The following is a 23,848-nucleotide window of genomic DNA, read 5'->3' as shown; positions in this document are numbered from 1 at the left end:
CTCGGCATGAGCCAATGGCGCCGCTGGAACATGGGCGAGCTGCCCGAGGAAGGCGACGACGGCACCACCGAGGCCGCAGCGACCCCGCGCCCGCCCACTCGCCAGGAACTCGACGACGAGCGCCGCCGGGCCCGCGAGACGGGCCACCGCGAGGGCCATGCCCAGGGCCACCAGAAGGGCTACGACGAGGGCTACCAGAAAGGACTGGCCCAGGGCCTCGAGCAGGGCCTGGCCGAGGGCCGCGCCCGCGCCGAGCAGGAGATCGCCGACGCCCTGAACAGACGCTGTGAAGAGGCCCTGGCACCGCTTGGCCGACTCGTCGACGAGTTCCGCACGGCACTGTCCGAGCTGGACGATGCGGTGGCCGAGGATCTGACCGATCTGGCCCTGGCCACCGGCCGGCAGCTGGCGGATGACGCCCTCAAGGCCCGGCCACGCCAGGTGGTGGAGCTGGTCCAACGGCTTTTGCACACCGATCCGCCACTGGTGGGACGCCAGCGCCTGTGGCTGCACCCGCTCGATCTGCGCCTGGTGGAGCGCCACCTGGGCGAGCAGCTCGAGGCCGCCGGCTGGACCCTGCGCGCCGACGAGCGTCTGCACCGTGGCGGCTGCCGGGTCAGCGGCGAACAGGGCGATATCGACGCCACCTGGGAGCGTCGCTGGCAGGCGGTGAATCGCCAGGTGCGCAGAAGGGCCCCGCGCCACACCCCCGAACCAGAGGATCATGGCGTCGCCCACGAGGACGATGCGCCATGAACGGCCCTCAGATCCACCAGCAGCGCTGGCAGCACGCCCTCAAGGCCGTCGCCCATCGCGTCGAGCCCCTGCCCATGACCAGGGCCACAGGCCGCGTGGTGCGCGCGACCGGCATGGTCATCGAAGCCGTCGGCCTGCAGGTGGCACTGGGTGACAGCTGTCGCATCGAGCTTCCCGGCACGGCAGATCATACCGCTGCCGGCTCAGCGCACGACTACGCCGAGGCCGAGGTCGTCGGCTTCGCCGGCGATCGCCTGTTCCTGATGCCGCTTGGCGAGATCAGTGGACTGATGCCCGGCGCCCGGGTGCTGCCCCTGGGCGACGGTAGCGTCAATGCCTCGCGGCGCTTTCCGCTGGGCGAGAGCCTGCTGGGCAGGGTCGTTGACGGCACCGGGGCTCCGCTGGACGGTCTCGGTGAGCTGGATGACGCCCCCCGGGCGCCATTGGCCACACCGCCGCTCAACCCCCTGTCTCGTGCTCCCATCGAGGAACAGATCGACGTCGGCATCCGCGCCATCAACGCCCTGCTCAGCGTCGGCCGCGGCCAGCGCATGGGCCTGTTCGCCGGCTCCGGCGTCGGCAAGTCGGTGCTGCTCGGCATGATGGCGCGCTACACCCGAGCCGACGTCATCGTGGTCGGACTGATCGGCGAACGTGGCCGCGAGGTCCAGGACTTCATCGACAACATCCTCGGGCCCGAGGGCCGGCGACGTGCCGTGGTAGTGGCGGCCCCCGCCGACACCTCGCCACTGCAACGACTCAAGGGCGCCGCCTATGCCACCCGCCTGGCCGAAGGCTTTCGCGACGACGGCAAGAACGTGCTGCTGATCATGGACTCGCTGACCCGCTACGCCATGGCCCAGCGCGAGATCGCCCTGGCCATCGGCGAACCTCCGGCGACCAAGGGCTATCCGCCCTCGGTGTTCGCCAAACTGCCGGGGCTGGTGGAGCGCGCCGGCAACGCCGAGCCCGGTGGGGGATCGATTACCGCCTTCTATACCGTGCTGACCGAAGGCGACGACCAGCAGGACCCCATCGCCGACTCCGCCCGCGCCATCCTCGATGGCCACGTGGTGCTGTCGCGCAGCCTGGCGGAATCCGGCCACTACCCCGCCATCGACATCGAAGCCTCGATCAGCCGGGCCATGAACGCCATCGTCGACGACGGCCAGCGCCGCCAGGCCCAGGGCTTCAAGGCCATGTTCTCGCGCTACCAGCGCAACCGTGACCTGATCAGCGTGGGCGCCTACCAGCCCGGCCACGACCCTCGCCTGGACGAAGCCGTGCGCCGCTATCCGGATCTGGAAGCCTTTCTGCAACAGCGAATCGACGAATGCGCCACCCTCGAGGTCTCGCGTCAGGCGCTCTCGTCCACCCTGGGAGGAACCCCATGAGAACCCCTCTGGACACCTTGACCGAGCTGGCCCGGGACGCCCGCGACCAGGCGATGCAGCACCTTGCCAGCGCCCGCCGAGACGAGCGTCAGGTCGCCGATCAGCTGTCGTCGCTGGAACACTACCGACAGGAATACGCAGAGCGTCTGCACCAGAACATGCGCAGTGGCATCGATCCGGCCACCCTGCACAATACTCAGCGCTTCCTGCTGTCGCTTGACGATGCCCTGGCCACCGCACGACGAGCGCTACAGCAACAGCGCCAGAAGGTCAGCGACAGCCAGCGCGAGTGGCAACACGAACAGCAGCGCCTCAGCGCCTACGACACCCTGGCCGAACGCCGTGCCCAGGAAGGCCTGCGCCTGCAGGCCCGCCAGGAACAGCGCTCCAGCGACGACCTGATCAACAGCCGACTACAGCGCGGCAGCGCCATGCCCGGCGGCTACTGACCTCAAAGGAACTCACCATGGACCTCACCCTGTTGGGCCTGGCAGGCCCCGTTTCTTCCCAGGCCAGTGGCAGCAAGGGCGCCGCCGCACCGGTCGGTGGCGACTTCGCCCAGCGCCTGGCCGCACTCGGCGGCCAGGCGGCCCCCCTCGACAATAGCGGGCGCCCCGCCAATGGCCAGGCCAGCGACACGGCGCTCAGTGATCAGGACCATAGCGAGCCCCAGGACTGGGCACTGGCACTGCTGGCCGTTGCCTCGTCGGCCCAGGGCCCCCACGGACAGCCCGCTGCTGACGCAGGCCAGCTGGCGTCAGCAGGACTCGGCGCACCAGGCTTGAACGGCGCACCGCGGGACGCTACAGGTGCAGCGCTTGCCGGGCAGCTGCCCGGCGGGGCGCATGCACTGCTGACACAAGGCGGCGCCGCAAGTCAGCAGGCACTGCCGCTGGACGTCGCAGCCCAGGCCACACCGGCGCTCTCGACGTCTCCGCTATCAGGGCCGTCGGCGCAGTCTCAGCTTTCGCCCCAGGTTCGGGCCCAGTCCCAGGTTCAGGTCCAGAATCAGGCCCCTGCGCTGCAGAGCGCCGCCCTCGACGCCACCGCCGCCACGGAAAATGCGCCCGCCCAGTCACGCCTGGCACAGGACGCGCTCCCGGCGCTGCATCGACTCCCCAGGGCCGAGCATCCGGTGGATCGCGCTCCCTCGGCGGCGCAGCAGGCAGCCATGGCCGCCGGCAGCAATGCGCCGGGCAATCTACAAGGTCATTTACAAGGCTATTTACAAGGTCAGGCACCCGTTGCCCCGGCGGGCCTCGCACCCGGCGCCCTGGCTCCAGACACGGCCGGCTGGATGGCCCAGGGCACAGGGTCAGGCGCTGCGGAACTGCGTCCCGGCGAGATCCTTGCTGGCGCTGCCCGGGGCGAGGCCGACGCTTCGCTGGATGCCGTGCTCTCGCCCACCGCCTCACAGGCACGGGGCGCGTCGCCCTTTGGCTCCTCCCTGGCCGCCGCCATGCCCCCGGGTACCAATGCCTCACTGTCATTCAACCAGGCCGCCTGGCCGCAGCAGCTCGGCCAGACCCTGGCAAGACTGACCAGTCAGGGCGGTGCGGGCGAACAGCAGGTCGAGTTACGCCTGCACCCTGCCGAACTCGGCTCGCTGGGGGTGACCCTCAAGCTGGGCGAGCACGGTGCCCAGGCCCAGTTCTTCTCGGCCCACGCCCAGGTGCGCCAGGCCCTTGAGCAGGCCATTCCCCAGCTTCGCGAAGCCCTGGCCGAACAGGGCATCCAGCTCGGTGACGCCTCGGTGAGCGACCAGGGCGCACAGTTTGGCGGCCAGCAACCCTCGGACTCTCGCGGCCAGACATCGCTGGCAGCCTCCGGCCAGGGCAAGGGCGAGTCGATGGAGCCGGCCACCACGGCAAGCTCTGCCCCTGACCAGCGCCACGACTCAGACGATGGCCGCGTGGACATCTACGCCTGACGCATAGGGCTGGGTACGCGCCTGGCCTGCGCCTGACCCACGCCCTTCCAGGCACCCCCTGCCGCTACACAGCGTGAGCGGCGGGGCTCTCCCTCACAAATACCCAAGATAGGCACGAACTCGGTGCCTGTTCTCGCCATCGATCGCCGATGCCTGACGGCATACTAAAGATGTGGCACGCCCGCACGCTAGTACATTACCGCCCCTCGAGGGGCCACAGGCTCAGGACTTCAGGACATGGCGAAATCTCGACGGCTCATCTGGTGTCTGGTGATCCTGGTCATCCTCGCATCCTTCGGTGCCGCGGCCGGGTTCTACCTGCTGTACCAGGAAAAGGCGCACGCAGAATCAGCAGACACCTTCGGCGAGCACATGGCCCAGGCCAGCACCGGCGCGGTCGAAGATACGGCGCCCATCTACCTGAAGCTGGAGCCCTTCACCGTCAACCTGGCCGAAGACAACGCCGGACCGCGCCTGTTGTACGCCGGCCTGACCCTCAAGCTCAGCGATGACGCTAGCCTCGAGACGCTGGAACAGCACCGTCCCCAGGTGCGTAACCAGCTGTTGTTGCTGCTGTCGGACCGCGAGGCCGAGACACTGGTCAGCGCATCGGGCAAGAAGGCCCTGGCCGAGGATATCGTCGCCACCCTGGAAGACGTGCTCGGCCCCGAGCGTCCGCGCATCCATATCGATGATGTGCTGTTCACCGAGTTCATCGTCCAATAGGTCGCCCCCATGTCTCAAGACGATCTCCTGTCCCAGGAAGAAATCGACGCACTGCTCAAGGGCGTCAGCGGCGACGACGATGCCGAGGGCGAAGACAACGCAGCTCGAGGGCGCTTGCGCCCCTTCGATCCGGCCAATCAGCAGCGCATCATCCGCGAGCGTCTGCAGGCCCTGGACATCATCAACGAGCGCTTCGCCCGTCACTTCCGCACCGGCATGTTCAACCTGCTGCGGCGCAGCGCCGACATCAGCGTCGACGCCGTGCGCTACCTCAGCTACAGCGAGTTCTCGCGCAACGTGCCGGTGCCCACCAACATCAACATCATCGCCATGAAACCGCTCAAGGGCTCGGCCCTGATCGTGTTTCCCCCGAGCCTGGTGTTCATGGTGGTGGACAACCTGTTCGGCGGTGACGGCCGCTTCGTCACCAAGTCCGAAGGGCGCGAGTTCACCAATACCGAACAGCGCATCATCCAGCGCGTGCTGAACATGGCCATCGATGGCTACAGCGAGGCCTGGAAGTCCGTCTACCCGCTGGACATCAGCTACCTGCGCTCGGAGATGCAGTCCAAGTTCGCCAACATCACCAACTCGCCCAACGAGATCGTGGTCAGCACCAGCTTTCATCTGGAGGTCGGCAACCTCTCGTCCAGCTTCCAGATCTGCATGCCCTACAGCATGATCGAACCGCTCAAGGACCTGCTGACCAACCCGTTGAGCGAGAACAGTCGCGACAAGGACGGCGCCTTCCACCGGCGCATGGCCGGCGAGCTGCGTCATCCAGAGGTAGAGCTGGTGGCCAACTTCGCCACCATCGACTCGCGCATCGCCGAGGTGATGGCGCTGAAGGTCGGTGACATCCTGCCGCTCGAACTGCCCGATACCGTCACCGCCCAGGTCGACGAGGTGCCGGTGATGGAATGCGAATACGGCAGCCAGCGCGACCAGCGCGCCCTCCGAGTCCTGCGGATGTTCGACCACGCCGCCGGTCACCAGCCCAGCAACGCCTTCGTCAAAGGCTCTCGGCCTCCTTCCAAGGAATCGCACCATGACTGACCCCAATAAACCCGACTCCCCTGTCGGCGACGACGACTGGGCCGCCGCCATGTCCGAACAACAGGACGATGCCACCAGCGATGGCGCTGGCGAGGACGACCCCTGGGCCGATGCCATGGCCGAACAGCAGGCCGCCGAGGAGAACCCGGGCGAGCAGGCCTCAAGCGATACCCCTGCCGCAGCGCGCGCCGCAGGAGACAGCGTGTTCCGCCCGCTCGGTGAAAGCACCTCCTCCAGCGCTGCCCGCGAGCTCGACATGATCATGGATATCCCGGTCAAGCTGACCGTGGAGCTTGGTCGCACCCGCCTGACCATCAAGCAGTTGCTGGAACTGGCCCAAGGCTCGGTGGTGGAACTGGAGGGGCTGGCCGGTGAGCCGATGGACATCCTGATCAATGGCTACCTGATCGCCCAGGGCGAAGTCGTGGTGGTCGAAGACCGCTACGGCATCCGTATCACCGAGATCATCACCCCCTCAGAGCGGGTGCAGAAGCTCAACCGATGAACGAGACCACCTCCAGCGCCGCCGTCGACGGACTGGCCCAGGGAGGCGACAGCCTGCTGGGACTGGCCATGCTGGGCAAGACCGCCGCCGCCCTGGCACTGATCATCGCCATCCTGCTGGGGCTTTCCGCCTGGCTGAAGCGGCGGGGCGGCGGCTTTCACGGCCAGCAGTCCCGACTCAAGGTGGTCGGCTCCACCGCCGTCGGTCAGCGCGAGCGCGTGGTGGTGGTCCAGGTCCAGGATCGCTGGCTGGTGCTCGGCGTCGGCGGCGGTCAGGTCAATCGGCTGGACAGCCTGCCCGCTCCGACCGACGAGGCGACGCCCGCCCAGCCGGACGCGCCGCAGGGTGACAGCTTTGGCGAGCGCCTGGGCCAGGCTCTCAAGGCCAACCTTGGTCGGCGAGAGCGGTGATGCGACAGTTGATACTTCTTCAGCGCAACCTCTCCTCCCGTCCCTGGACGCCACTTGTGGCCAGCCTCGGACTGGCCCTGGTTGTCTGTCTGCTGGCTGCCGGCCCGGCCCAGGCCCAGCAGATCCCGGGCCTGATCAGTGAACCCATGGCCGACGGCGGGCAGAAATGGTCGCTGTCGCTGCAGACCCTGCTGCTGCTCAGCGCCATGGCCTTTCTGCCCACGGCGCTGCTGATGATGACCAGCTTTACCCGCATCATCATCGTGCTGAGCCTGCTGCGTACCGCCATGGGCACCGCCTCGACGCCGCCCAACCAGGTGCTGCTGGGCCTCGCGCTGTTTCTGACCGCCTTCATCATGTCTCCGGTGCTCAGCGACGTATACCAGGACGCCTGGCTGCCGCTGTCCACCGACGCCATCGATTTTGGCCAGTTCATCGAGCTCGCCCAGCAGCCCTTTCGCGAGTTCATGCTGGGCCAGACCCGAGAGCCGGACCTCGCCATGTTTGCCCGCCTGTCCGAGGTCGGCCCCCTGGCCGGTCCCGAGGACGTGCCGTTGCAGGTGCTGGTACCGGCCTTCGTCACCAGCGAACTGAAGACCGCCTTCCAGATCGGCTTCACCATCTTCATCCCCTTTTTGATCATCGACCTGGTGGTCGCCAGCGTGCTGATGTCACTGGGCATGATGATGGTCCCGCCGGTGACCATTTCGATGCCGTTCAAGCTGATGCTGTTCGTGCTGGTGGACGGCTGGCAGCTGATCATCGGCTCGATGGCGGAAAGCTTCTATTTATAGGCCCCCGACGACAGGGCCCCGGCACAGGCCTACGGGCCCAGACAAGGCGGCGCCAGCAAGGAGACTCGTCATGCATCCCGAAACCGTCATGAGTTTGGCCTACCAGGGCATGCGCGTGACCCTGCTGCTGGGTGCGCCGCTGCTGCTTACCGCGCTGTTCACCGGCCTGCTGGTCAGCCTGTTCCAGGCCGCTACCCAGATCAACGAGATGACGCTGTCGTTCATTCCCAAGATCCTGGCCGTGTTTGCCGTGCTGGTGCTGGCCGGTCCCTGGCTGCTGCAGCTGATCATCACCTTCACCCGGGAGCTGTTTACCAGTATCCCGGCGCTGGTGTCCTGAGCCGGGCCACCTGCGCTGAAGCCACCGGCCCTATCCCCGAGGCGCCCGCGTCCTGATGGTCGAGATCACCTTCACCCAGCTACATGCCTGGCTCAGCCTGTTCCTGTGGCCGTTCATGCGCATCACCGCGCTGATGCTGAGCGCCCCCCTGTGGGGCCACAGCGCGGTGCCTACCCAGGCCAAGATCGGGCTGGCCGGTGCCATCAGTGTGGTCATCTCGCCGATGCTGCCACCGCTGCCCGATGTCCCGGTGGCCTCCTGGGCGGGCTTCGGCCTGGTGGTCGAACAGCTGATCATAGGCGTGGCCATGGGCCTGTGCGTGCGGGTCATCCTGGTGGTGGTACAGGCCACCGGTGAATTTATCGGACTGCAGATGGGCCTGGCCTTCGCCACCTTCTTCGATCCTTCCAGCGGTACCAACATGGTCGTGATCTCGCGCTTTCTGTACATGATCACGCTGCTGATGTTCCTGGCGGTGAATGGCCACCTGATCGTGCTGGAACTGTTGATCACCAGCTTCGAGACCCTGCCCATCGGCATCCAGCGCTTCAACCCCGAAGCCTTCATCCTGCTGGCCCGCTACGGCGGCACCATCTTTGCCACCGGCCTGCTGCTGGCGCTGCCACTGGTCGCCCCGCTGCTGACCATCAACCTGGCACTCGGCATCCTCAATCGCGCAGCACCCCAGCTGACCGTATTCAATATCGGCTTCCCCACCTCTCTCAGCGTCGGCCTGGCACTGCTGATGGTTCTGATGACCGACCTCGGTCGCTTTCTGCAGCGCCACTTCCACCAGGGTCTGGATTTCCTGCAGTCGCTGCTCGACACCCTGGCGCCCCTGGCAAGCTGACGGTGCCGGAAGCGATTGGAAGCGACTGGAAGCGACTGGAAGCGACTGGAAGCGACTGGAAGCCAGGCGCGATATCAGACTCGCGAACGACCCCGATCAAGCCGTGACTCACCGGGCTGCAGGCAGCGGCACACCCGAGACCAGGGCGGCTAGCGCCACGCTGATACGATGGACCCCCGATCATCGGCGAGATGCAGGCACGCATGGGCGCTTCACCACACACGGACGAGCAGGACAGGCAGCCCACCGCCCTGACGGCGACCTATGCTTCGACAGACAACCATGCCCCGACAGACGACCAGGCCCCGACAGACAACCAGGCCCTGACAGCGACCGATGCCCTGGCCCGGCTACCGATACTCGCCCCCTGCCTGCCGGAATTTTCCCGCATACGGCCCTGGCGTCAGCGCCACCGTTGCCGCCCCGCCGCCGTGCTCGGCTGGGGCAACCGGGGGACCACCCGTCGCGCCAGGCGCCTGGCGACGGACAAGGGCCTGCCCTTCGTCGCCCTGGAAGACGGTTTCGTGCGCTCCTGGGGGCCCGCCGATGAAGGCTTCGCCAGCCTCTCCCTGGTGGTGGATCATAGCGGCATCCACTACGACGCCTCCCGGCCCTCCGATCTCGAGACCCTGATCAACCACGCCGACATCGACGCCACCGAAGAGGCACGGGCCAACGCCTTGATGGCGCGCCTGCGGCTCGCTCGACTGTCCAAGTACAACCACGCCCCCGACATCCGCCTGTCCGAATCATCCCGGCCCAGGGTGCTGGTGGTGGACCAGACCCGGGACGACGCTTCCATTGTTGGCGGCGGGGCCTCGGAGGCCACCTTTGTTCGTATGCTTGAACAGGCCCTGGAAAGCCATCCCGAGGCCGAAATCCTGATCAAGATCCATCCGGAGGTGATCGCCGGGCGACGCCAGGGCCACCTGCTGGGGGCCGCCGGCCGTCCCCGCTGCCGCCTGATCACCGACGACATCAATCCCTGGGCCCTGTTCGACGTGGTCGATGCGGTCCATGTGGTCACCAGTCAACTCGGCTTCGAGGCGCTGCTGGCGGGCCTGCCGGTCACCTGTCACGGCCTGCCGTTCTATGCCGGCTGGGGCCTCACCCAGGACCGACAAGGCTGCGCGCGGCGCCAGCGACGAGCCTCCCTGGCCCGGGTATTCGCCGCCGCCTACCTGCGCTACACACGCTACGCCAACCCCTATACCGGCGAGCCAGCGACGTTGGACGACACCCTGGACCTGCTGGAGGATCAGCGCCGTCAGATACAGCGCGGCGCCGGGCACTGGCGATGCTACGGTCTGTCGCGATGGAAGCGCGGCTTCGTGACGGACTTCCTCGGCCCCCTGTCGCGGGTCGAACAGCTGCCACTGAGCTCGCTGAAATCGACCGATTCATCGTCTGAAACGGCATCCGACCCAGCACCCAAGCCAGTGAATCATCTGGTGTGGGGCAGCCAATATCCCCGAAGAGACGATGTCCATCGCATGGAAGACGGTTTCCTGCGCTCGGTGGGCCTCGGCATCGATCTCACTCGGCCGCTGTCGCTGGTCATCGACGGGGCCGGCATCCACTACGACCCCACCCGTCCCAGCGAGCTCGAGGAACTGATCGAGAATGGCGAGTTCAGCCCGCGGGACCACCTGCGCGCACGCAGGCTGATCTCGCGGCTGGTACAACGGGGTCTATCCAAGTACAACGACGGCCACGACGCCTCGCCCAAGCCCGGTTTGCCAGCGCTGCCCAGCGATCGTCCCCGGCTGCTGGTGATCGGCCAGGTGGAAAGTGACGCTTCGGTACGTCACGGCGCCTGCGAGATCCGCACCAATCGCGCCCTGCTTGCAGAGGTGCGCCGCCGCCACCCCAACGCCTTTCTGCTCTATCGTCCCCATCCGGACGTGGTCGCCGGCGTACGCCAGGGCGAGCAGGTTCCCGCCGAGGCCTACGATGTGCTGGCAGCAGAGGGCAACATCACGGCCCTGATCGATCAGGTCGACGAGGTTCACACCCTGACCTCCCTGGCGGGCTTCGAGGCGCTACTCCGCAATCGCCCGGTGATTACCTATGGCCTGCCTTTCTACGCCGGCTGGGGACTGACCCGGGATGAGACAGCGACACCCCCTCGGCGATGTCGGCGCGCCACCCTGGAAGAACTGGTCGCAGCGGCACTGATCCACTACCCCGGCTACGTGGACCCCGCTACCCGCCAACCGATCAACGTCGAGACCGCGATCACCCTGCTCGAACGCCAACGCCAGCAAGGGCCAAGGCTGAGGCTGTGGCAACGCCTCTACCGACACGTCCGGCGCTATCTGTACGGGCGCTATTGAGACGGCGCGCCAGTCCTTGCCCCTTGCCCCTTTGCCACCACAGGAGGACTCGACAGATGACGGCCCCCCAGCGCCTGATCCTGATTACCGGTGCCACCGGCGCCATCGGCGGCGCCCTGGCGCGCCACTACGCCAGGCCAGGGCATCATCTGGTGCTTCATGGGCGTCGCCAAGACACGCTGGCAGAGATAGGGCAGCGCTGTCGCGACCAAGGCGCCGAGGTCAGCCTGGCGAGCGGCCCCCTGGAAGACAACGACGCCCGACAGGCCTGGCTTGCGGGGCTGTCACGGACGCCGGATATCGTGATCATGTGCGCCGGCATCAACACCGGCGTGGTCGATCGCCGCGACGGCGAATCGCTTCAGGCAGGACGTCAGCTGATGGAGATCAATCTACGCGTGCCGATGGAAATGACACGCCAGCTTGCCCCTGCCATGCAGCGTCGAGGCCGTGGCCAGCTGGTCTTCATCAGCTCGCTGGCCGCCTGGCACGGGCTGCCGGTCACCCCCTGCTACAGCGCCAGCAAGGCTGGCATCAAGGCCTACGCCGAGGCTCTGCGCGGAGGGCTCGCCAGCGATGGCGTCGGCGTCACCCTGGTGATGCCCGGCTACGTGGATTCGGCCATGGCCCGGGCGATGCCCGGCCCCAAGCCATTCATGTGTTCCCCCGAAAGGGCGGCTCGGCGCATCGCCAGGGCCCTCGACGCCAATCGTCCCAGGGTCAGCTTCCCACTGCCACTGTGCCTCGCCACCCAGGGACTGACCCTGTTGCCGCCGAGGCTGGCACAGGCCTTGATACGATGGTTCGGCTACGGCGTGCCCTGATGTCGTCTGCGCTAGACACCAAGGCAGCAGTGGCCACATAGGCCCCTGCTGCTGACGCCCGAATTTCATCAATCACGTCGGTTTTGACACCAAAACTTGCCGATAAAACGCCAACTTTCCCTCGCACAGGCATTATCTGCACAGGATTTCGCACCCCACGCCCCTTGATGCTTAACAATGGCCGTCACTCATGCCAACCCCTGAAGTCGACCTCATCGCCCCCTGATCTTCAAGATCGCCCCGCCAGCGTCAGACGCTACGCCAGACATCCTGGCAGGAAGCCGGCTTCGCCCATCAAGGATGATCCCATGCACAAGCCACAGTTCTCCCCGCCCCGCAGGACTCCCCGCCATGCCGCCTCGATGCTGTGTGCCTGGCGATCCCTGCCCCTCGCCCTGATCCTTGGCAGCGCCTCGTCGAGTGCCCTTGCACTTGACGTCGACCTCGCGCCACTCGACCAGAGCCCCACCACCTTCGTCGGCACCCTGGAAGATCGCCCCCTGACCCTGGAGTTGCTCGGTCAGCAGGCGGTGACAGGAGGAAGCCGCGTGTTCGTGAGCATCAATGACAGACCCGTCACCCTGAGGCTACCTGCGGGCATCACCCTGGCAGAGGTCGATGGTCAGACCCCGGTGGTGCTCAGCGACGGCGAAGGCAGGGTGCTGCTCGCCGGGCGCCTCGATGCGCTCGGCCGTGATCGCACCCTCGCCCTGGCCGATGCACTGGGCCTGCTGGAACTCGACCAGACCCTGTACGGCGCCCAGAAACAGGCTATGGCCCAGAACTTCCGGCAGGTCACCCAGCGCATCGACGCCACCATGGCGCCACTCGGCGACGGCCCCTATCAGCGTCCGCCGGGGATAAGTGTCTGGAGCACCGCCGAGATCGGCGATCTCGACGGCGACACCCGAAGTTCGGACTACTCCGGCGACGGCAAGGTCGCCCTGCTGGGCATCGACTACCGCTACCGCAACCTGCTGGTCGGCGTGGCCGCCGGCAAGAGCGAGATGTACCTGGATGGAAAAAGTGGTGGCCACACCGACCTGGGCGGCGAGATGGTCGCGCCCTACGCCGCCATCGCCCTGCTGAACGACAGCCTGGTGCTGGACGCTACCTTGCTGTTTCAGGACCTGGACGGCACCGCACGGCGCGACTATCTGGTCGAGGGCATCGACCTCGACGGCGATCGCTGGGGCGCTCGCGGCGCCGCCACCTATCACCTGCCGAGCTATCAGCTGACGGGCCACCACCGGATCGACACAAGCCTGACCCTTGGCGGGACCTACCTGGATGACGATGTGGATGGCGACTATCTGGTGGGAGAAACCGACTACGGCGAAGAGACCGGCGAAGTCTTTGCCGGGGTTCGGCTCGGGGCCGACGTCTTCACCGGCCGGCTGTTCGGTGGCCTGCTCTATCACTACGACGTGTCCAGCGACGTGGATGACGACGCCGACTTCCTCGACGGGGGCGATGACGATCGTACCGTGCTGGAACTTGGCGCTACCCAGCGACTCGGCCCCGACGTGGACTTTACCCTCGCGGGACAGACGACACTGGGCAGCAGTGGTACCGAATACGACGTGATCAGCGCCTCGCTGTCCTACGACTTCTAGGCCTTCCAAGACAGCCTGAGGGAACAGGCTTGTGCTCGAGCATTAGTCCCTCAACGAAGACTAGGCGCTGTCCGAAAAGTCGACGAGCGAAGGTGAGACAAGGCAAAAATCGGTGAGACAGCGCAGTTTACGGGGTGTAAATGAGCATGTTGATCCGATTTTTAACGCCGTATTACCGAGCGCAGGCACTTTTCAGACAAGCCCTAGTCCGGTGCGGGGGCGGACTCGCGCTGGGCCAGTCTCGCCAGCAGCAGCAGCGAGGCCGAATAGTAGTCGTCGCCGGGGGCCAGGCCCGCAGGCATCGCCCGGCGGTCGCGACCGGCCAGCGCGCGAATCGCCAGCACCCCGCGGGAGGCGGCGTACTCCGCCCGGGCCTCGCTGTGGACGTCGATCCAGGCCGGTGGCGGCTGGCGAGCGGGATCGTTCCACAAGGCCAGGATCGGCGAGACACCCGGACGATCGAGCTGGTCTGCCCAGGCCAGGTAGAGCGGGATACGCACCGCATCAAAGCCGAAGCGGGGCGGCCAGCCCGGCGCCGGAGTCAGGCTGCCGTCGGCGTCAAGCCGCAGCCAGTCGGTGGGCAATCGATAGCGACCGAAGCGGCCTTGCTCGAGCAAGCTCAAGCCGTCTTCCACCAGCGTTTCCCAGCCCGCATCCGGCTCCGCCTGCGCAAACTCGAGCAACGCCGGCATCACCCAGTAGGACAGGTTGAGGTCGACGTAATCCTCGCCACGAAACCCCTGCACCCCCGGCAGCAGCACCCGGTAGCCGCCGCGCTGCACCACCAGATACTCGGCGATGGCCTCGCGGATCATGGCGGCCGCCTGGGCGTAGCGGGGTTCCTGCCAACGACTGGCGGCGCGCTGCAGCGCCCAGGCGATCAGGATGTCGCCATCACTGGCATTGTTGGGGTCCGCCACCGGTGGCACGTTGGTGGGGTCGTAGCGCCAGGAAAACAGCGCCACATCGGTCCGCGCCAGATGCAGTCGGGTCCACTGCCACAGCCGATCGAAGGCCTCGCGATCGCCCTGGGCCTCCGCCAGCAGCATGCCGAAGCCCTGCCCCTCCGAGTGGCTAACGTCGCCGTTGCCGCTGTCGAGAATGCGACCGTCGGCGCTCATGAAGCGGCTCTTGTAACGCTCCCAGCCCTCGTCGGCCGGCGCCGCGAGGGCAAAGGTCAAGGAGGCCACGGCGACCAGCAACATCGCCGTCAATCGGCGCCAACACAGGCCGGCATCAGTGGCCGGCAACTTCTTCCCTTGCATAGACGAACTCCAGAGGTTTTCCCGCCTCTGCCGTCACCACCCGAAGGGGCACCGTGCTATCGCCCCCCTGGCGTTCCAGCCATACACCATAGGCCCCGGCCAGTAGCGCACTGGCGGCACGGGCGCCGCGGGCTCGCTCGGCCTCGCTGTGACCGGCAACGGGGTAGGCACCATGCTCGATGGTCAGCCGAGTTTCCCCGGCGGTCAATGACACCCAGCCCCAATCGCGCGCACGCCAAAGCTCGTTGAGGGTGCGCTCGAGCCCCTCCAGGGTCTGCTGGTCGGGCAGCGTCAGTTCACTGGCCATTCTGGCCCCGATATGGCGCAGAAAAGCGCCTGCATCCTGCTCGCCGCCGGAGACATACAGCTCTTCCAGCAGGAAGCGCAGCACATCGTTCCACTGTGACGCACAGTGGGTGCTGTCGAAGTACGCAAGCGAACGGCGCCGGGCCGCGTCAAGGTCACTCATCTGCTCCCCCAAGGGTGTAGTCCAGGTACAGCCATGCCGAGGTCTCGTCGTAGTCGCCGAAGGTGTCGTAGCCCAGGCGTCCGCCCACCTTCATGTCATTGGTCAGCTGGTAGGAGGCATCGCCTCCCAGGGTCAGGCCAAAGCCGCTTTCGCTGGAGGCGCTGTAGCGCGACTCCACCGCCGCGTCGGCATCGGCCAGGTCATCGAGCAACGCCTGGGATTCGCCGTCGGTGGGGAAGAAGTCCTCCGCCGCCTCGGAGTAGCTCTGGAAGCCCGGCGACACCCTGGCGGAGTAGGACCAACGCCCACGCTGCTCGCTGAAGCTGAACGGGAAGGCCACGCTGATATGGTCCTGCGGGCTGAAGTAGCCCCCATGCCCGAACGAGTAGCGACTCAGGTTGCGATCGAAGTCGAGGTAGTTGACGTGCACCCCGGCCTTGAGCTCGCGGTCACGCTCGTTGATCGGCCGCAGGTAAGCCCCCATGCCCGCCTCCAGCGAGTCGTTGTCGGCCACGTTGTCACCGGTGTAGCGATAGCCGCCCAAGCTGACGTAGGCACCACTGTCGCCATTGTCGAAGCTGTAACCCAGCGCTCCCCCGGTCTTGACCACGCCGCCCCAATGCTCGCCGCTGACCGGATCACGGGTGCCGGCGTAGGACAACAGGCTATCCTTCACCGCGCGGCGTTCCGCGGTCAGGGTGAACTCCCCGGAATCGCCTACCTTCGGGTGCAGGCGCAGGCCCCCGACCAGCTGGGACTGGTCGAAGCCCAGCGGAGTGGTGCCGACGTCCACGTCCAGCAGATCGCTGCGAAAGCCCAGCGACAGACCCACCCCGGCGTCGCTCTGGGAATCCGCCGACACGTCCAGGCCGTCGCCCCCCAACTGCCCCAGCCGGGACAGGTAGTCGCCGGTGACCGCGGCGCTGACATCGTCATCGCTTGCCAGCTCACCGATGGCCTCGACGATCGCCATGCGGCCGAAGCGACGCTCGGCGTCGCCGGAGGGCGTACCGGCGGAACCGTAGGCCGGGGTCAGCGTCAGCTCGGCGCGGGAGCGACCAAAGACCGATGAAAAATCGCCGGAGGTGAAGGTGGTGGGCGTTTCCACCCGATCGAACTGACTCAGGCCTTCCTCGCCACTGCGCACCACCAGGGCAAGCCCGCCCTGTGCCTTGGGCGACACCGCGCGGCGCACCTCGGCCATCATCCGCTCAACCTCATCGATCAGCGGCGAGGCCTGGGGAGCTACCCCATCGGCCGAGGCACCAGCCCCTGATCCCGTCCCTGAGCCAGCGCCCGCGGACAACGAGCCACCAGGCAGCCAGGCGGGTCGTCCGCCACCAGCGCCACCACTGGCGTTCTCGAAGGGGTTGTCGCCGGTGGTCGAGGCCAGCGCCAGCGACTGCTGCGGATCGGCGCGCAGCTCGCTGCGCGCCTCACGCAATAGCGCCAGGGCCTGGCGGTCCTGTCCCTGGGCCCGGGCCAGCCCCGCCCGCGACAGCAGCCAGCGAGGTCGATCCTGAGCGTTGGCCGGCGGCGCCACCAAAAGCCGCGACGCTCGCATGCTATCGCCCTGGGCCAGGGCCGCATCCGCGGCCCCCAGGCGGGCGTCATCGCTCTCGGGAAAACGGCTCAGCGTGTAGTCGTAGAGCTGCCCCGCCTGACGCTGGCGCCCCCCGTCCTGATACAGCCGCGCCATCGCCAGCAGTAGCGCCTGATCCTCGGGGCGCTCGCGCAGGGCGCTGGCCAGCACATCATAGGCGCTGGCCAGCTGGCCCTGCTGGCGCAGCCGGTCTGCCTGGGCGACACGGACGCCGATCATCGCTTCGTCCAGCGCCGCACGCGCCGCCAGGCCAAAGTCGTCGCGCGCCTCGAGTCGCTGCACCAGCGCCTTGGCCTGGCGGTCGCGGCCGGCGCTCGCCAGCACCGCCACGTAGCCGGTGTAGGCTTCCACCGGCGCGTCCAGCTCGCCGGCGGTATCTGCCTCGACCAGCTCGAGGGCCCGGCTGGTCAGGCCCATCTGCTGATAGCGCTGGGCCACCTGGGCGCGGACTCCCGGATCGCTGGTGCTGGTCAGTACCTCATCGAGACGCTCCAGCGCCGAGGCGCGATCCCCCCGGTTCCAGGCCGCTTCGGCGGTCGCCAACGCCGACTGAGCCTCGGCCTGATCGGCCAGTCGCTGGATGTCCTCGTCGCGCAGTGCCAGCGGGATCGCCGCCAGATACCGTCGGGTCTGGTCCCAGTCGCCCTGTTCACTGGCATACAGCGCCGCGGCCTGAAGCTGGGGCGCGCTGGCCTCGCTCAGGTTGAGCGGGCGAACCAGGTGGCCAGCCTCTTCGACGCGCCCCTGGCGGTCCAGCAACCGAGCCAGATCCAGGCGCACCCAGGGGTCCGCGGGCGCCAGCGCCAACGCTTCGCGAAGGGTCGCTTCCGCCTCGCTGGCGCTCTGACCGGCGGCCTGCTGCCGCAGCGCCTGGGCCCGGGCGGCGCCCAGGTCGCCAAGCTGGGCACGAGCGCTGGCCGGCAGACTGGCGGCCAGCGCCTCGGCCTCGGACCAGCGCTGCTGGCGTCGATAGACGTCGACCAGACCGAGCCGTGCCGAGGTGTCATTGCCCAGACTTAGGTAACGTTGTTCGGCCTGATCGAGACGTCCCTGGCGCTTGAGCAGATCGGCCTGCAGCAAGATCGCCGCCCGCGCCCCGTCGCCACCACCACGGGTCAGCGGCGTCACCAGTTCGAGCGCACGATCCAGTCGCCCCGCCCTGGCCTGGGCCCGCGCCTCCCCCAGTCGAGCATAGAAGGCCGCGCTTTCGTAGGCGGCCTGCCATTGGTCGCGTCGCTCGGGTGCCAGCCGGATCGCCTGCTCCAGCGCGTCTCGCGCCTCGGCGAAACGTTGCTGGCGCAGCAGGGTCAGCCCCAGTCCGCCCTGGGCGTCGGCGTCGTCCGGGGTCTGCTCGAGCACCTGCTGGAACTGCGCCTCGGCCTGGTCCAGCCGCTGCTGCTCCAGGCTGTCGTACCCCTGAGCCCTGGCCTGGGCCGCCTCACGTTCCGGCGGCAGGGTCATCTTATCGGCGAACAGCTCGGCGATCTGGCTATCCTCAGGGTGCGCCTGCTGATAGGCGGCATACAGATGTTCGTCTGCGGGGGTCGCCTCGAGCCACTCCAGCGCCTGACGCCAGGCGCGATCGGCGACCGCATCGCCGGTCGCAGCGCGCTCGGCCAGGCGCTCGATACCCTGGCGACGCGTGGCTTCACGATAGCTCAGCACCTGGCCCAGCGCGGTGGCCAACGCCGGCTCGTCGGGATGTTCACGCGCCATCGCCGCCAGGCGCTCGCGAGCCTCGCTCCAGCCATTATCGGTGCCGGCCAGGGTCAGGTAGACCTCCGGCGCCAGCCTCGGCGGAACCGCGTCGCCCTCGAGCACCGCCCGATAGCTGGCCATGGCTTCGGCGTAGTTGCCCGCCGCCGCCTGGGAGCGGGCCTCGGCCAGCCGCTGGCCGTCGGCACGCCGCAGCTTCTGTTCCTGCGCCAGCGCCTCGACCCGGTCATCCTCCGGAGCCACCTCGGCCAACCGTGCCTGCCAGCGGCTGGCCTTTTCCATATCGCCATCGGTCAGCGCATATTCCGCCAGCAGGTAGAGGGCACGCCGGTTGCCCGGGTCGGCATCGAGCACCCGCTCGAGAGACTGCTCGGCCAGATCGGCGCGCTGCCGATCCCGCCAGAAGCGAGCCTGCTCGAACAGCGGCGCCAGGGCTTGATCGGTCCCCTGGGCCTGGGCCGGACTCTGGTCCTGCGCCAGCACCGGAAGGGAAGACAGCGTCAATGACAGCAGGGAGCACGACAGCAGTCCTGCCGCACCGGCGCTGCGAGCCTTGAACAAACGCAAGTGTTTCATCGGCGTGGCGCTCCCCTGGTGTTGTCACTCTGTCCCTTGCCGTCGGCCACCGGGGTGTCGACGCGGCCTCCAGGAGCGTCGGCCTGGGCTTCAGGATCGTCGGCCTGGTCTTCAGGAGCGTCGGCCTTGGCTTCAGGATCGTCGGCCTGGCCGCTTGAGCCTTCGGCCTGCCCCCCCTGCAGGCGCCGTGCAGCACGGCGAGCCAGTCCTCGGTGGCAGACCAGCCCCAGCAGTGTCACCACCACCAGCAGCAGAACCGCCATGGCCACCAGGTTCTGGCCCAGCATCCAGCGCAACCTCATGTGCCAGGGCATCTCACCGACGCCCTGACGCGGCCCTGCGCGAAAGCTCTCGGCACTGCCCTCTGCGGGGATCAGCGCCAGATCGCCATACACCGAGCGGCTTACCTCATCGTCGCCCAGTCGCGCCACCAGCGACGGCAGCGCCTCGGCGTCGTCGGCGACCGCCGCGACCACGAAGCGCGAACGGTTCAAGGGTGACGGCAGGCTGACCAGCCCCTGGGACACCTCGCTGTCCTGCAGCGCCTGGGCGGCCTCTCGCCACAGCGGCCGCCAGTCACCCAACAGCCAGTAGCGCCAGCGTTCCATCCAGGGCACCTCGGCCACCGCCAGACGCCCCTCGTCGGCCCGGTAAACGCCGGCGTCGAACAGCGACGTCTGCGCCAGACTGTCGAGGTCGGCGACCACCAGCAGATCCTTGTCGGTCAGATCGCCGGTGAGGGAAAGCCCTCGACGCACCTCGATGCCAAGGGCGGGATAGCCAGTAGCGCCGGCGATACGGCCCACGCTGGTCAACAGCGCCGATAACTCGCTCTCGTCGGGGGCCTCGGGCACCAGCGCCACGCTGGCACCAAGATCCGCCTGACGCGAGAACGGAAACCCCGCGCTGACGAAGGACGACAGCGACGGCATGACGCTGAAGTGCTCTGCCCGCCGCAGGTCCAGCGTGGTGGTGGGCAGGATTCGGCTGATAGCGTCCTCACCCAGCCCAGGCGCGCAGTCGACCCCGTCTGCCACCGCCAGGTGAAAGTAGAACTGCAGGCGATTGTTGCCGTAGAGCAGGTCCCTGGGCAGCAGGACCTCGGCGCTCTGCTCCCGGCCCGCGCCTACCAGGCGTTGCCACAGCCGCTCCAGCGCCTTGCCCGACTCCACCGGCAAGGCCGCGAGATATTCGCCGTTGAGGCTGACATCGAGGCTCGAGGCGATGGGATCGAGCCAGGGCTCGTCGGGAAAACGATAGTCGACTCTCAGCCGATAGTTCTGACCGGGCCACAGGAACAGATCCGGCGGCACCCTCAGGCTCAGGGCGTGCTCCCGGGCGGACAGCCCGCGTGCCACGAAGCCCTCGGGTTCGCCCAATGAGGCCAGGCTGGCCGGGGTTTCGACATCGACCCAGCGCGGCGCGTCATAGGGCTCGCGAGGGGCTGGCGGGCTCAGTCGTTCGTCATCCAGGCGCAGCCGTTCGCCGCTCAACGTCACCGGCGCTGCGCTATCGAGACTCTCCCCGAGTCCCGACAGCGCCAGGCCGCGGGCGGCCCGGGCCACCTCGACGTCACTGTTGCCCACCACCAGCAGCAGCTTGAACAGCGGGTTGCGCGGATTGGGACGCATCAACAGGGTCGGCCCCTCGACCTGCGGCAGGGTCAATCCCGCCAGACGTTGCCCCGAGCGCCCGATCACCACCGCGTTGTCCAGCGGCAGGCGATCGTAAAGTGCATCGACCTGTAGCTGCCCGGCCTCGGCGTAGCGTCCGAAGTGCGAGGCAATGATGGCCGCCCCGCGCAACTGGGCCTCAGACGCATCGCGGGCCATCACCATCGCCACCCGACTGACATCCGCCGTCGCGGCATCGATAAAGGGCCTCGGCAGGCGGGCCAGCTCGTCGGGGGTCGGCAGCCGCTGCAGGGTCAAGGCCAGCCTGGATTCGGGGGCGATCTCCACCCTGCCGACGGCCTGGTCATCACCGTGGCACTGCTGGGTCGCCTGCCCCAGCAGGCGAAACTCCAGGCGATTGAAGGGCAGGATCAGGGCCGAAGGGATATCCAGGCGCTGGGTCATGCCGCCGGCGTTGAACTGGTCAAGGTCGATGGTCTGAAGCGTCTCGCCGTTGAGCAGCACCCCGAGTTGGCTGTCGGCCGGCAGGTCACTGTGTGACAACGACAGCGACAGCGACGCAGCCACCGCCACCTCATCATCGCGCAGCGAGAATGCAGTACCCGAAAGCCGGGTGTTCGGGGTCAGGCGCAAGGTCTCGTCAGCGGCCAGCAGCGGGATCGACAACTCGCGCCGGGTCGGTTGCAACGGCTGGCTGACGCTGTCCAGATCCAGCCGACCGTCCTCGCCGAAACGCAGCGGAGGCAACGTCTCGCCCGGTACCGAGGTGTCACCCGGCACGTCACCAAAACCGCCGGCCTCGTGCGTCACGCCGATCGTCGGCGCCGGGACCTGGGCCCAGACCCGGTGCGAGACCATCAATACCCCGAGCACGATGGTGGCCACCAGCATCACCGGCGCCAGCCAACCTCGACTAAAGCGCCCCTGGGTCAGCCCCCGCACCGGGCTACGGAAGTGCAGCCCCTTCTGCTGCCACTGGTGGAAGAACAGTCCCACCACCGAGCGCACCACATGCCACAGTGACGCCAATGGCCGGTCCTGGGGATGCGGTGCCTCGGGAATCCAGGCGTCGGCACGCCCCATGACCACCCGCACCAGTTCTCTGCGCTGGCGCAGCGGCAACTCATCGAAACGAAAGCGCAGTGAGTCATCGGCACCGGAAGCATTGACCGAACACACGGGAAACATCAGCCCCCGTCGATTGAAGGTGATCTCCAGGCACTCCACCTCGCTGCCCAGGGCCGAGCGCTTGCCCTCCACCAGGGCGCCCCCCATGGACAGGTTGGCGGTCCAGCTCTGCACCGCATGGCCACTGGCCAGATGCAACACCACCGGAAGACGCGCCTCAACCCGCACCGAGCGCCGCAGCTGGCGCGTTTCCCGTGCCACCGCGATGGCCGCCAGCAGCACCAGAATGCTGACGGAGGCCCACATCACGTTAAACAGCATGACGCTGGTCTGGACATCGAACAGATCATTCCAGAAGACCCGCACCAGCCCCCACACCACCGCCGCCACCAACAGGCCAAGCACGAACAGATGGGGACGCACCGCCTCACCGTCGAAGTAGCCCTCCTCCAGCAGTCCACCCTTCTCGGTGACATTGAACTTGCCCCGACGCGGGCTGAGCAGAGTCACCAGGGTCGGCTTGAGCAAGTGAAAGGCCAGCACGCTTTCGTAGATCTCGCCCCAGAAGGAGTAGCGGAAGCGCCCCACCAGCCGCGAGTTGGTGTAGATCGCGTGAAACAGATGCGGCAAAGCGTAGACGGCGATCATCTGCGGCGACGAGGCAATGACGTGCAGATCAAACAACAGGTAGGCCAGGGGTGCGGTCAGGAACACCAGGCGAGGCATGGCGAACTGGAAGTGCAGCATGGCGTTGAGGTAGCAAAGCCGCTGCGGCAGGCGCAGGCCACGCCCCCACAACGGATTGTCCAGCCGAAAGATCTGGGTCATGCCCCTGGCCCAGCGGGCCCGCTGGCCGATGTGCAGAGACAGTCGCTCGGTGGCTAGGCCAGCGGCCAGGCGCACCCCCAGGAAGGCCGTGTTCCAGCCACGCCGCTGCAGCTTGAGGGCGGTATGGGCATCCTCGGTCACGGTTTCCACCGCGAAGCCGCCGATCTCTTCCAGCGCGCTTCGCCGCATCAGTGCACAGGAACCGCAGAAGAAGGCCGCATTCCAGTAGTCGTTGCCCTTCTGCACCGGCCCGTAGAACAGCTCCCCTTCGTTGGGGATGTCCGCCCCGGCGACGAGGTTGCGCTCGAATGGATCCGGGGAATAGAAGTGGTGAGGCGTCTGCAGCAGTGCCAACCGCTCATCGGCGACAAACTCCCCCACCGTGGCCTGCAGAAAGGCCCGGGTCGCCACATGGTCGCAGTCGAATACGCAGATCAGCTCGCCGTCTGTCAGCCCCATGGCGTGATTGAGGTTGCCCGCCTTGGCGTGGCTGTTGTCTTCCCGGCTGATGTAGCCGACGCCCACCGCCGCGGCGAAGGCGCCGAACTCGGGTCGCTTGCCATCGTCCAGCACATAGATACGCATGCGATCCGCCGGGTAATCGATGTTCTGGGCGGCCAGCACCGTGTCCCGCACCACCTCGAGACTCTCGTTATAGGTGGGGATATAGATGTCCACCGTCGGCCAGCGCGTCGCATCCGGCGGCATCGGCCGGATCGTGCGCTCCAGCGGCCAGGCGATCTGGAAGTACCCCAGCACCAGGATCACCCAGGCGTAGCACTCGGCGGCCAGCAGACCGTAACCGAACACCGCCTCGACCTGGGTATCGAACACCAGCGTCTCGCTCAGACGCCAATACAGGTAGCGGGTAGAAACCAGCACCGACAGCAGCATCATCGCCTGGCGTACCCAGCCACCACGAAGGCGAGCCAGCACCAGCAACGCCAGCATGCCGACACCGGCGAACACCAGCTGGCGCTCCAGGGTCAACGGCGTGGTGACAAGCAGGGCAGCCAAAGGCGCGCCCAGAATCAGGGCCACCAGCGCCAGCAGACGCGTGCCCAGTGACGCAGAGGAAGAGACGTTCATGGG

18 protein-coding genes are annotated in these 23,848 nt (G+C 67.4%); 14 read left to right on the top strand and 4 right to left on the bottom strand.

Annotation, left to right across the window (positions count from 1 at the left end):
* Positions 1–6: 6 nt before the first annotated feature.
* From fliH to NFH97_RS09615, 14 genes are all read left to right on the top strand, one after another.
* Positions 7–756, top strand: coding sequence for a flagellar assembly protein FliH (fliH, locus tag NFH97_RS09680; protein WP_045992435.1), 750 nt, complete (start codon positions 7–9; stop codon positions 754–756).
* A complete protein-coding gene (gene fliI, locus NFH97_RS09675) occupies positions 753–2,150 on the top strand; it encodes a flagellar protein export ATPase FliI (protein WP_349624750.1) in 1,398 nt (465 codons plus the stop codon). Before fliH ends, fliI begins: the two co-directional genes overlap by 4 nt.
* Positions 2,147–2,599 carry a flagellar export protein FliJ gene (gene fliJ / locus NFH97_RS09670; protein WP_108132071.1) on the top strand — a complete coding sequence of 151 codons (453 nt, stop codon included), beginning with the start codon at positions 2,147–2,149 and terminating at the stop codon, positions 2,597–2,599. The genes fliI and fliJ overlap by 4 nt, the downstream gene beginning before the upstream one ends.
* Positions 2,600–2,616: 17 nt before the next feature.
* A complete protein-coding gene (locus tag NFH97_RS09665; RefSeq protein WP_349624749.1) occupies positions 2,617–4,080 on the top strand; it encodes a flagellar hook-length control protein FliK in 1,464 nt (487 codons plus the stop codon).
* 237 nt (positions 4,081–4,317) lie between these two features.
* Complete coding sequence (fliL, locus tag NFH97_RS09660; protein WP_045992438.1) at positions 4,318–4,806, top strand: flagellar basal body-associated protein FliL; 489 nt, start codon at positions 4,318–4,320, stop codon at positions 4,804–4,806.
* A 9-nt stretch (positions 4,807–4,815) separates the two neighbouring features.
* Entirely contained in the window at positions 4,816–5,862 is a 1,047-nt protein-coding gene (gene fliM, locus NFH97_RS09655) for a flagellar motor switch protein FliM (protein ID WP_045992439.1), read from the top strand.
* A complete protein-coding gene (fliN, locus tag NFH97_RS09650) occupies positions 5,855–6,367 on the top strand; it encodes a flagellar motor switch protein FliN (RefSeq protein WP_108132069.1) in 513 nt (170 codons plus the stop codon). The genes fliM and fliN overlap by 8 nt, the downstream gene beginning before the upstream one ends.
* Positions 6,364–6,777, top strand: a complete 414-nt coding sequence (gene fliO, locus NFH97_RS09645; protein WP_045992441.1) for a flagellar biosynthetic protein FliO — start codon at positions 6,364–6,366, stop codon at positions 6,775–6,777. Before fliN ends, fliO begins: the two co-directional genes overlap by 4 nt.
* The gene (gene fliP, locus NFH97_RS09640; RefSeq protein WP_108132068.1) at positions 6,777–7,571 is read left to right on the top strand and encodes a flagellar type III secretion system pore protein FliP; all 795 of its coding nucleotides are present in this window, start codon (positions 6,777–6,779) and stop codon (positions 7,569–7,571) included. Before fliO ends, fliP begins: the two co-directional genes overlap by 1 nt.
* A gap of 70 nt (positions 7,572–7,641) precedes the next feature.
* On the top strand, positions 7,642–7,911 hold the full coding sequence (gene fliQ / locus NFH97_RS09635) for a flagellar biosynthesis protein FliQ (RefSeq protein WP_045992443.1): 270 nt from the start codon (positions 7,642–7,644) through the stop codon (positions 7,909–7,911).
* Between the two features lie 55 nt (positions 7,912–7,966).
* Positions 7,967–8,761, top strand: coding sequence for a flagellar biosynthetic protein FliR (gene fliR / locus NFH97_RS09630; protein WP_108132067.1), 795 nt, complete (start codon positions 7,967–7,969; stop codon positions 8,759–8,761).
* A gap of 203 nt (positions 8,762–8,964) precedes the next feature.
* Positions 8,965–11,097, top strand: a complete 2,133-nt coding sequence (locus tag NFH97_RS09625; RefSeq protein WP_349624748.1) for a capsule polysaccharide biogenesis protein — start codon at positions 8,965–8,967, stop codon at positions 11,095–11,097.
* A gap of 56 nt (positions 11,098–11,153) precedes the next feature.
* Positions 11,154–11,921 (top strand): SDR family NAD(P)-dependent oxidoreductase, encoded by a 768-nt coding sequence (locus NFH97_RS09620; protein ID WP_222516322.1) that lies wholly within the window; start codon positions 11,154–11,156, stop codon positions 11,919–11,921.
* 308 nt (positions 11,922–12,229) lie between these two features.
* Positions 12,230–13,537 carry an autotransporter outer membrane beta-barrel domain-containing protein gene (locus tag NFH97_RS09615; RefSeq protein ID WP_349624747.1) on the top strand — a complete coding sequence of 436 codons (1,308 nt, stop codon included), beginning with the start codon at positions 12,230–12,232 and terminating at the stop codon, positions 13,535–13,537.
* Positions 13,538–13,740: 203 nt separating this feature from the next.
* On the opposite strand, the gene NFH97_RS09610 is transcribed toward NFH97_RS09615, so the two are convergent.
* From NFH97_RS09610 to bcsA, 4 genes are read right to left on the bottom strand one after another with little or no spacing between them, the layout of a single operon-like run.
* Positions 13,741–14,802 (bottom strand): family 8 glycosyl hydrolase, encoded by a 1,062-nt coding sequence (locus tag NFH97_RS09610; protein WP_349624746.1) that lies wholly within the window; start codon positions 14,800–14,802, stop codon positions 13,741–13,743.
* Positions 14,774–15,271, bottom strand: a complete 498-nt coding sequence (gene bcsD, locus NFH97_RS09605) for a cellulose biosynthesis protein BcsD (RefSeq protein WP_045994300.1) — start codon at positions 15,269–15,271, stop codon at positions 14,774–14,776. Before bcsD ends, NFH97_RS09610 begins: the two co-directional genes overlap by 29 nt.
* Complete coding sequence (locus NFH97_RS09600; protein ID WP_349624745.1) at positions 15,264–19,166, bottom strand: cellulose biosynthesis protein BcsC; 3,903 nt, start codon at positions 19,164–19,166, stop codon at positions 15,264–15,266. Before NFH97_RS09600 ends, bcsD begins: the two co-directional genes overlap by 8 nt.
* On the bottom strand, positions 19,163–23,845 hold the full coding sequence (gene bcsA / locus NFH97_RS09595) for a UDP-forming cellulose synthase catalytic subunit (protein ID WP_349624744.1): 4,683 nt from the start codon (positions 23,843–23,845) through the stop codon (positions 19,163–19,165). Before bcsA ends, NFH97_RS09600 begins: the two co-directional genes overlap by 4 nt.
* Between the last annotated feature and the right edge of the window lie 3 nt (positions 23,846–23,848).

Source organism: Halomonas sp. SCS19, assembly GCF_040147015.1.
Lineage (GTDB): Bacteria > Pseudomonadota > Gammaproteobacteria > Pseudomonadales > Halomonadaceae > Halomonas > Halomonas litopenaei.
The sequence above is the reverse complement of the archived record's forward strand: the minus strand, read 5'-3'. Positions and strand labels throughout refer to the sequence as shown.

What these genes read in the sequence shown, in the direction of transcription:
- fliH (WP_045992435.1), top strand. Translation starts at nt 7, where the DNA reads ATGAGCCAATGGCGCCGCTGGAACATGGGCGAGCTGCCCGAGGAAGGC.
- fliI (WP_349624750.1), top strand. Translation starts at nt 753, where the DNA reads ATGAACGGCCCTCAGATCCACCAGCAGCGCTGGCAGCACGCCCTCAAG.
- fliJ (WP_108132071.1), top strand. Translation starts at nt 2,147, where the DNA reads ATGAGAACCCCTCTGGACACCTTGACCGAGCTGGCCCGGGACGCCCGC.
- NFH97_RS09665 (WP_349624749.1), top strand. Translation starts at nt 2,617, where the DNA reads ATGGACCTCACCCTGTTGGGCCTGGCAGGCCCCGTTTCTTCCCAGGCC.
- fliL (WP_045992438.1), top strand. Translation starts at nt 4,318, where the DNA reads ATGGCGAAATCTCGACGGCTCATCTGGTGTCTGGTGATCCTGGTCATC.
- fliM (WP_045992439.1), top strand. Translation starts at nt 4,816, where the DNA reads ATGTCTCAAGACGATCTCCTGTCCCAGGAAGAAATCGACGCACTGCTC.
- fliN (WP_108132069.1), top strand. Translation starts at nt 5,855, where the DNA reads ATGACTGACCCCAATAAACCCGACTCCCCTGTCGGCGACGACGACTGG.
- fliO (WP_045992441.1), top strand. Translation starts at nt 6,364, where the DNA reads ATGAACGAGACCACCTCCAGCGCCGCCGTCGACGGACTGGCCCAGGGA.
- fliP (WP_108132068.1), top strand. Translation starts at nt 6,777, where the DNA reads ATGCGACAGTTGATACTTCTTCAGCGCAACCTCTCCTCCCGTCCCTGG.
- fliQ (WP_045992443.1), top strand. Translation starts at nt 7,642, where the DNA reads ATGCATCCCGAAACCGTCATGAGTTTGGCCTACCAGGGCATGCGCGTG.
- fliR (WP_108132067.1), top strand. Translation starts at nt 7,967, where the DNA reads ATGGTCGAGATCACCTTCACCCAGCTACATGCCTGGCTCAGCCTGTTC.
- NFH97_RS09625 (WP_349624748.1), top strand. Translation starts at nt 8,965, where the DNA reads ATGGGCGCTTCACCACACACGGACGAGCAGGACAGGCAGCCCACCGCC.
- NFH97_RS09620 (WP_222516322.1), top strand. Translation starts at nt 11,154, where the DNA reads ATGACGGCCCCCCAGCGCCTGATCCTGATTACCGGTGCCACCGGCGCC.
- NFH97_RS09615 (WP_349624747.1), top strand. Translation starts at nt 12,230, where the DNA reads ATGCACAAGCCACAGTTCTCCCCGCCCCGCAGGACTCCCCGCCATGCC.
- NFH97_RS09610 (WP_349624746.1), bottom strand. Translation starts at nt 14,802, where the DNA reads ATGCAAGGGAAGAAGTTGCCGGCCACTGATGCCGGCCTGTGTTGGCGC.
- bcsD (WP_045994300.1), bottom strand. Translation starts at nt 15,271, where the DNA reads ATGAGTGACCTTGACGCGGCCCGGCGCCGTTCGCTTGCGTACTTCGAC.
- NFH97_RS09600 (WP_349624745.1), bottom strand. Translation starts at nt 19,166, where the DNA reads ATGAAACACTTGCGTTTGTTCAAGGCTCGCAGCGCCGGTGCGGCAGGA.
- bcsA (WP_349624744.1), bottom strand. Translation starts at nt 23,845, where the DNA reads ATGAACGTCTCTTCCTCTGCGTCACTGGGCACGCGTCTGCTGGCGCTG.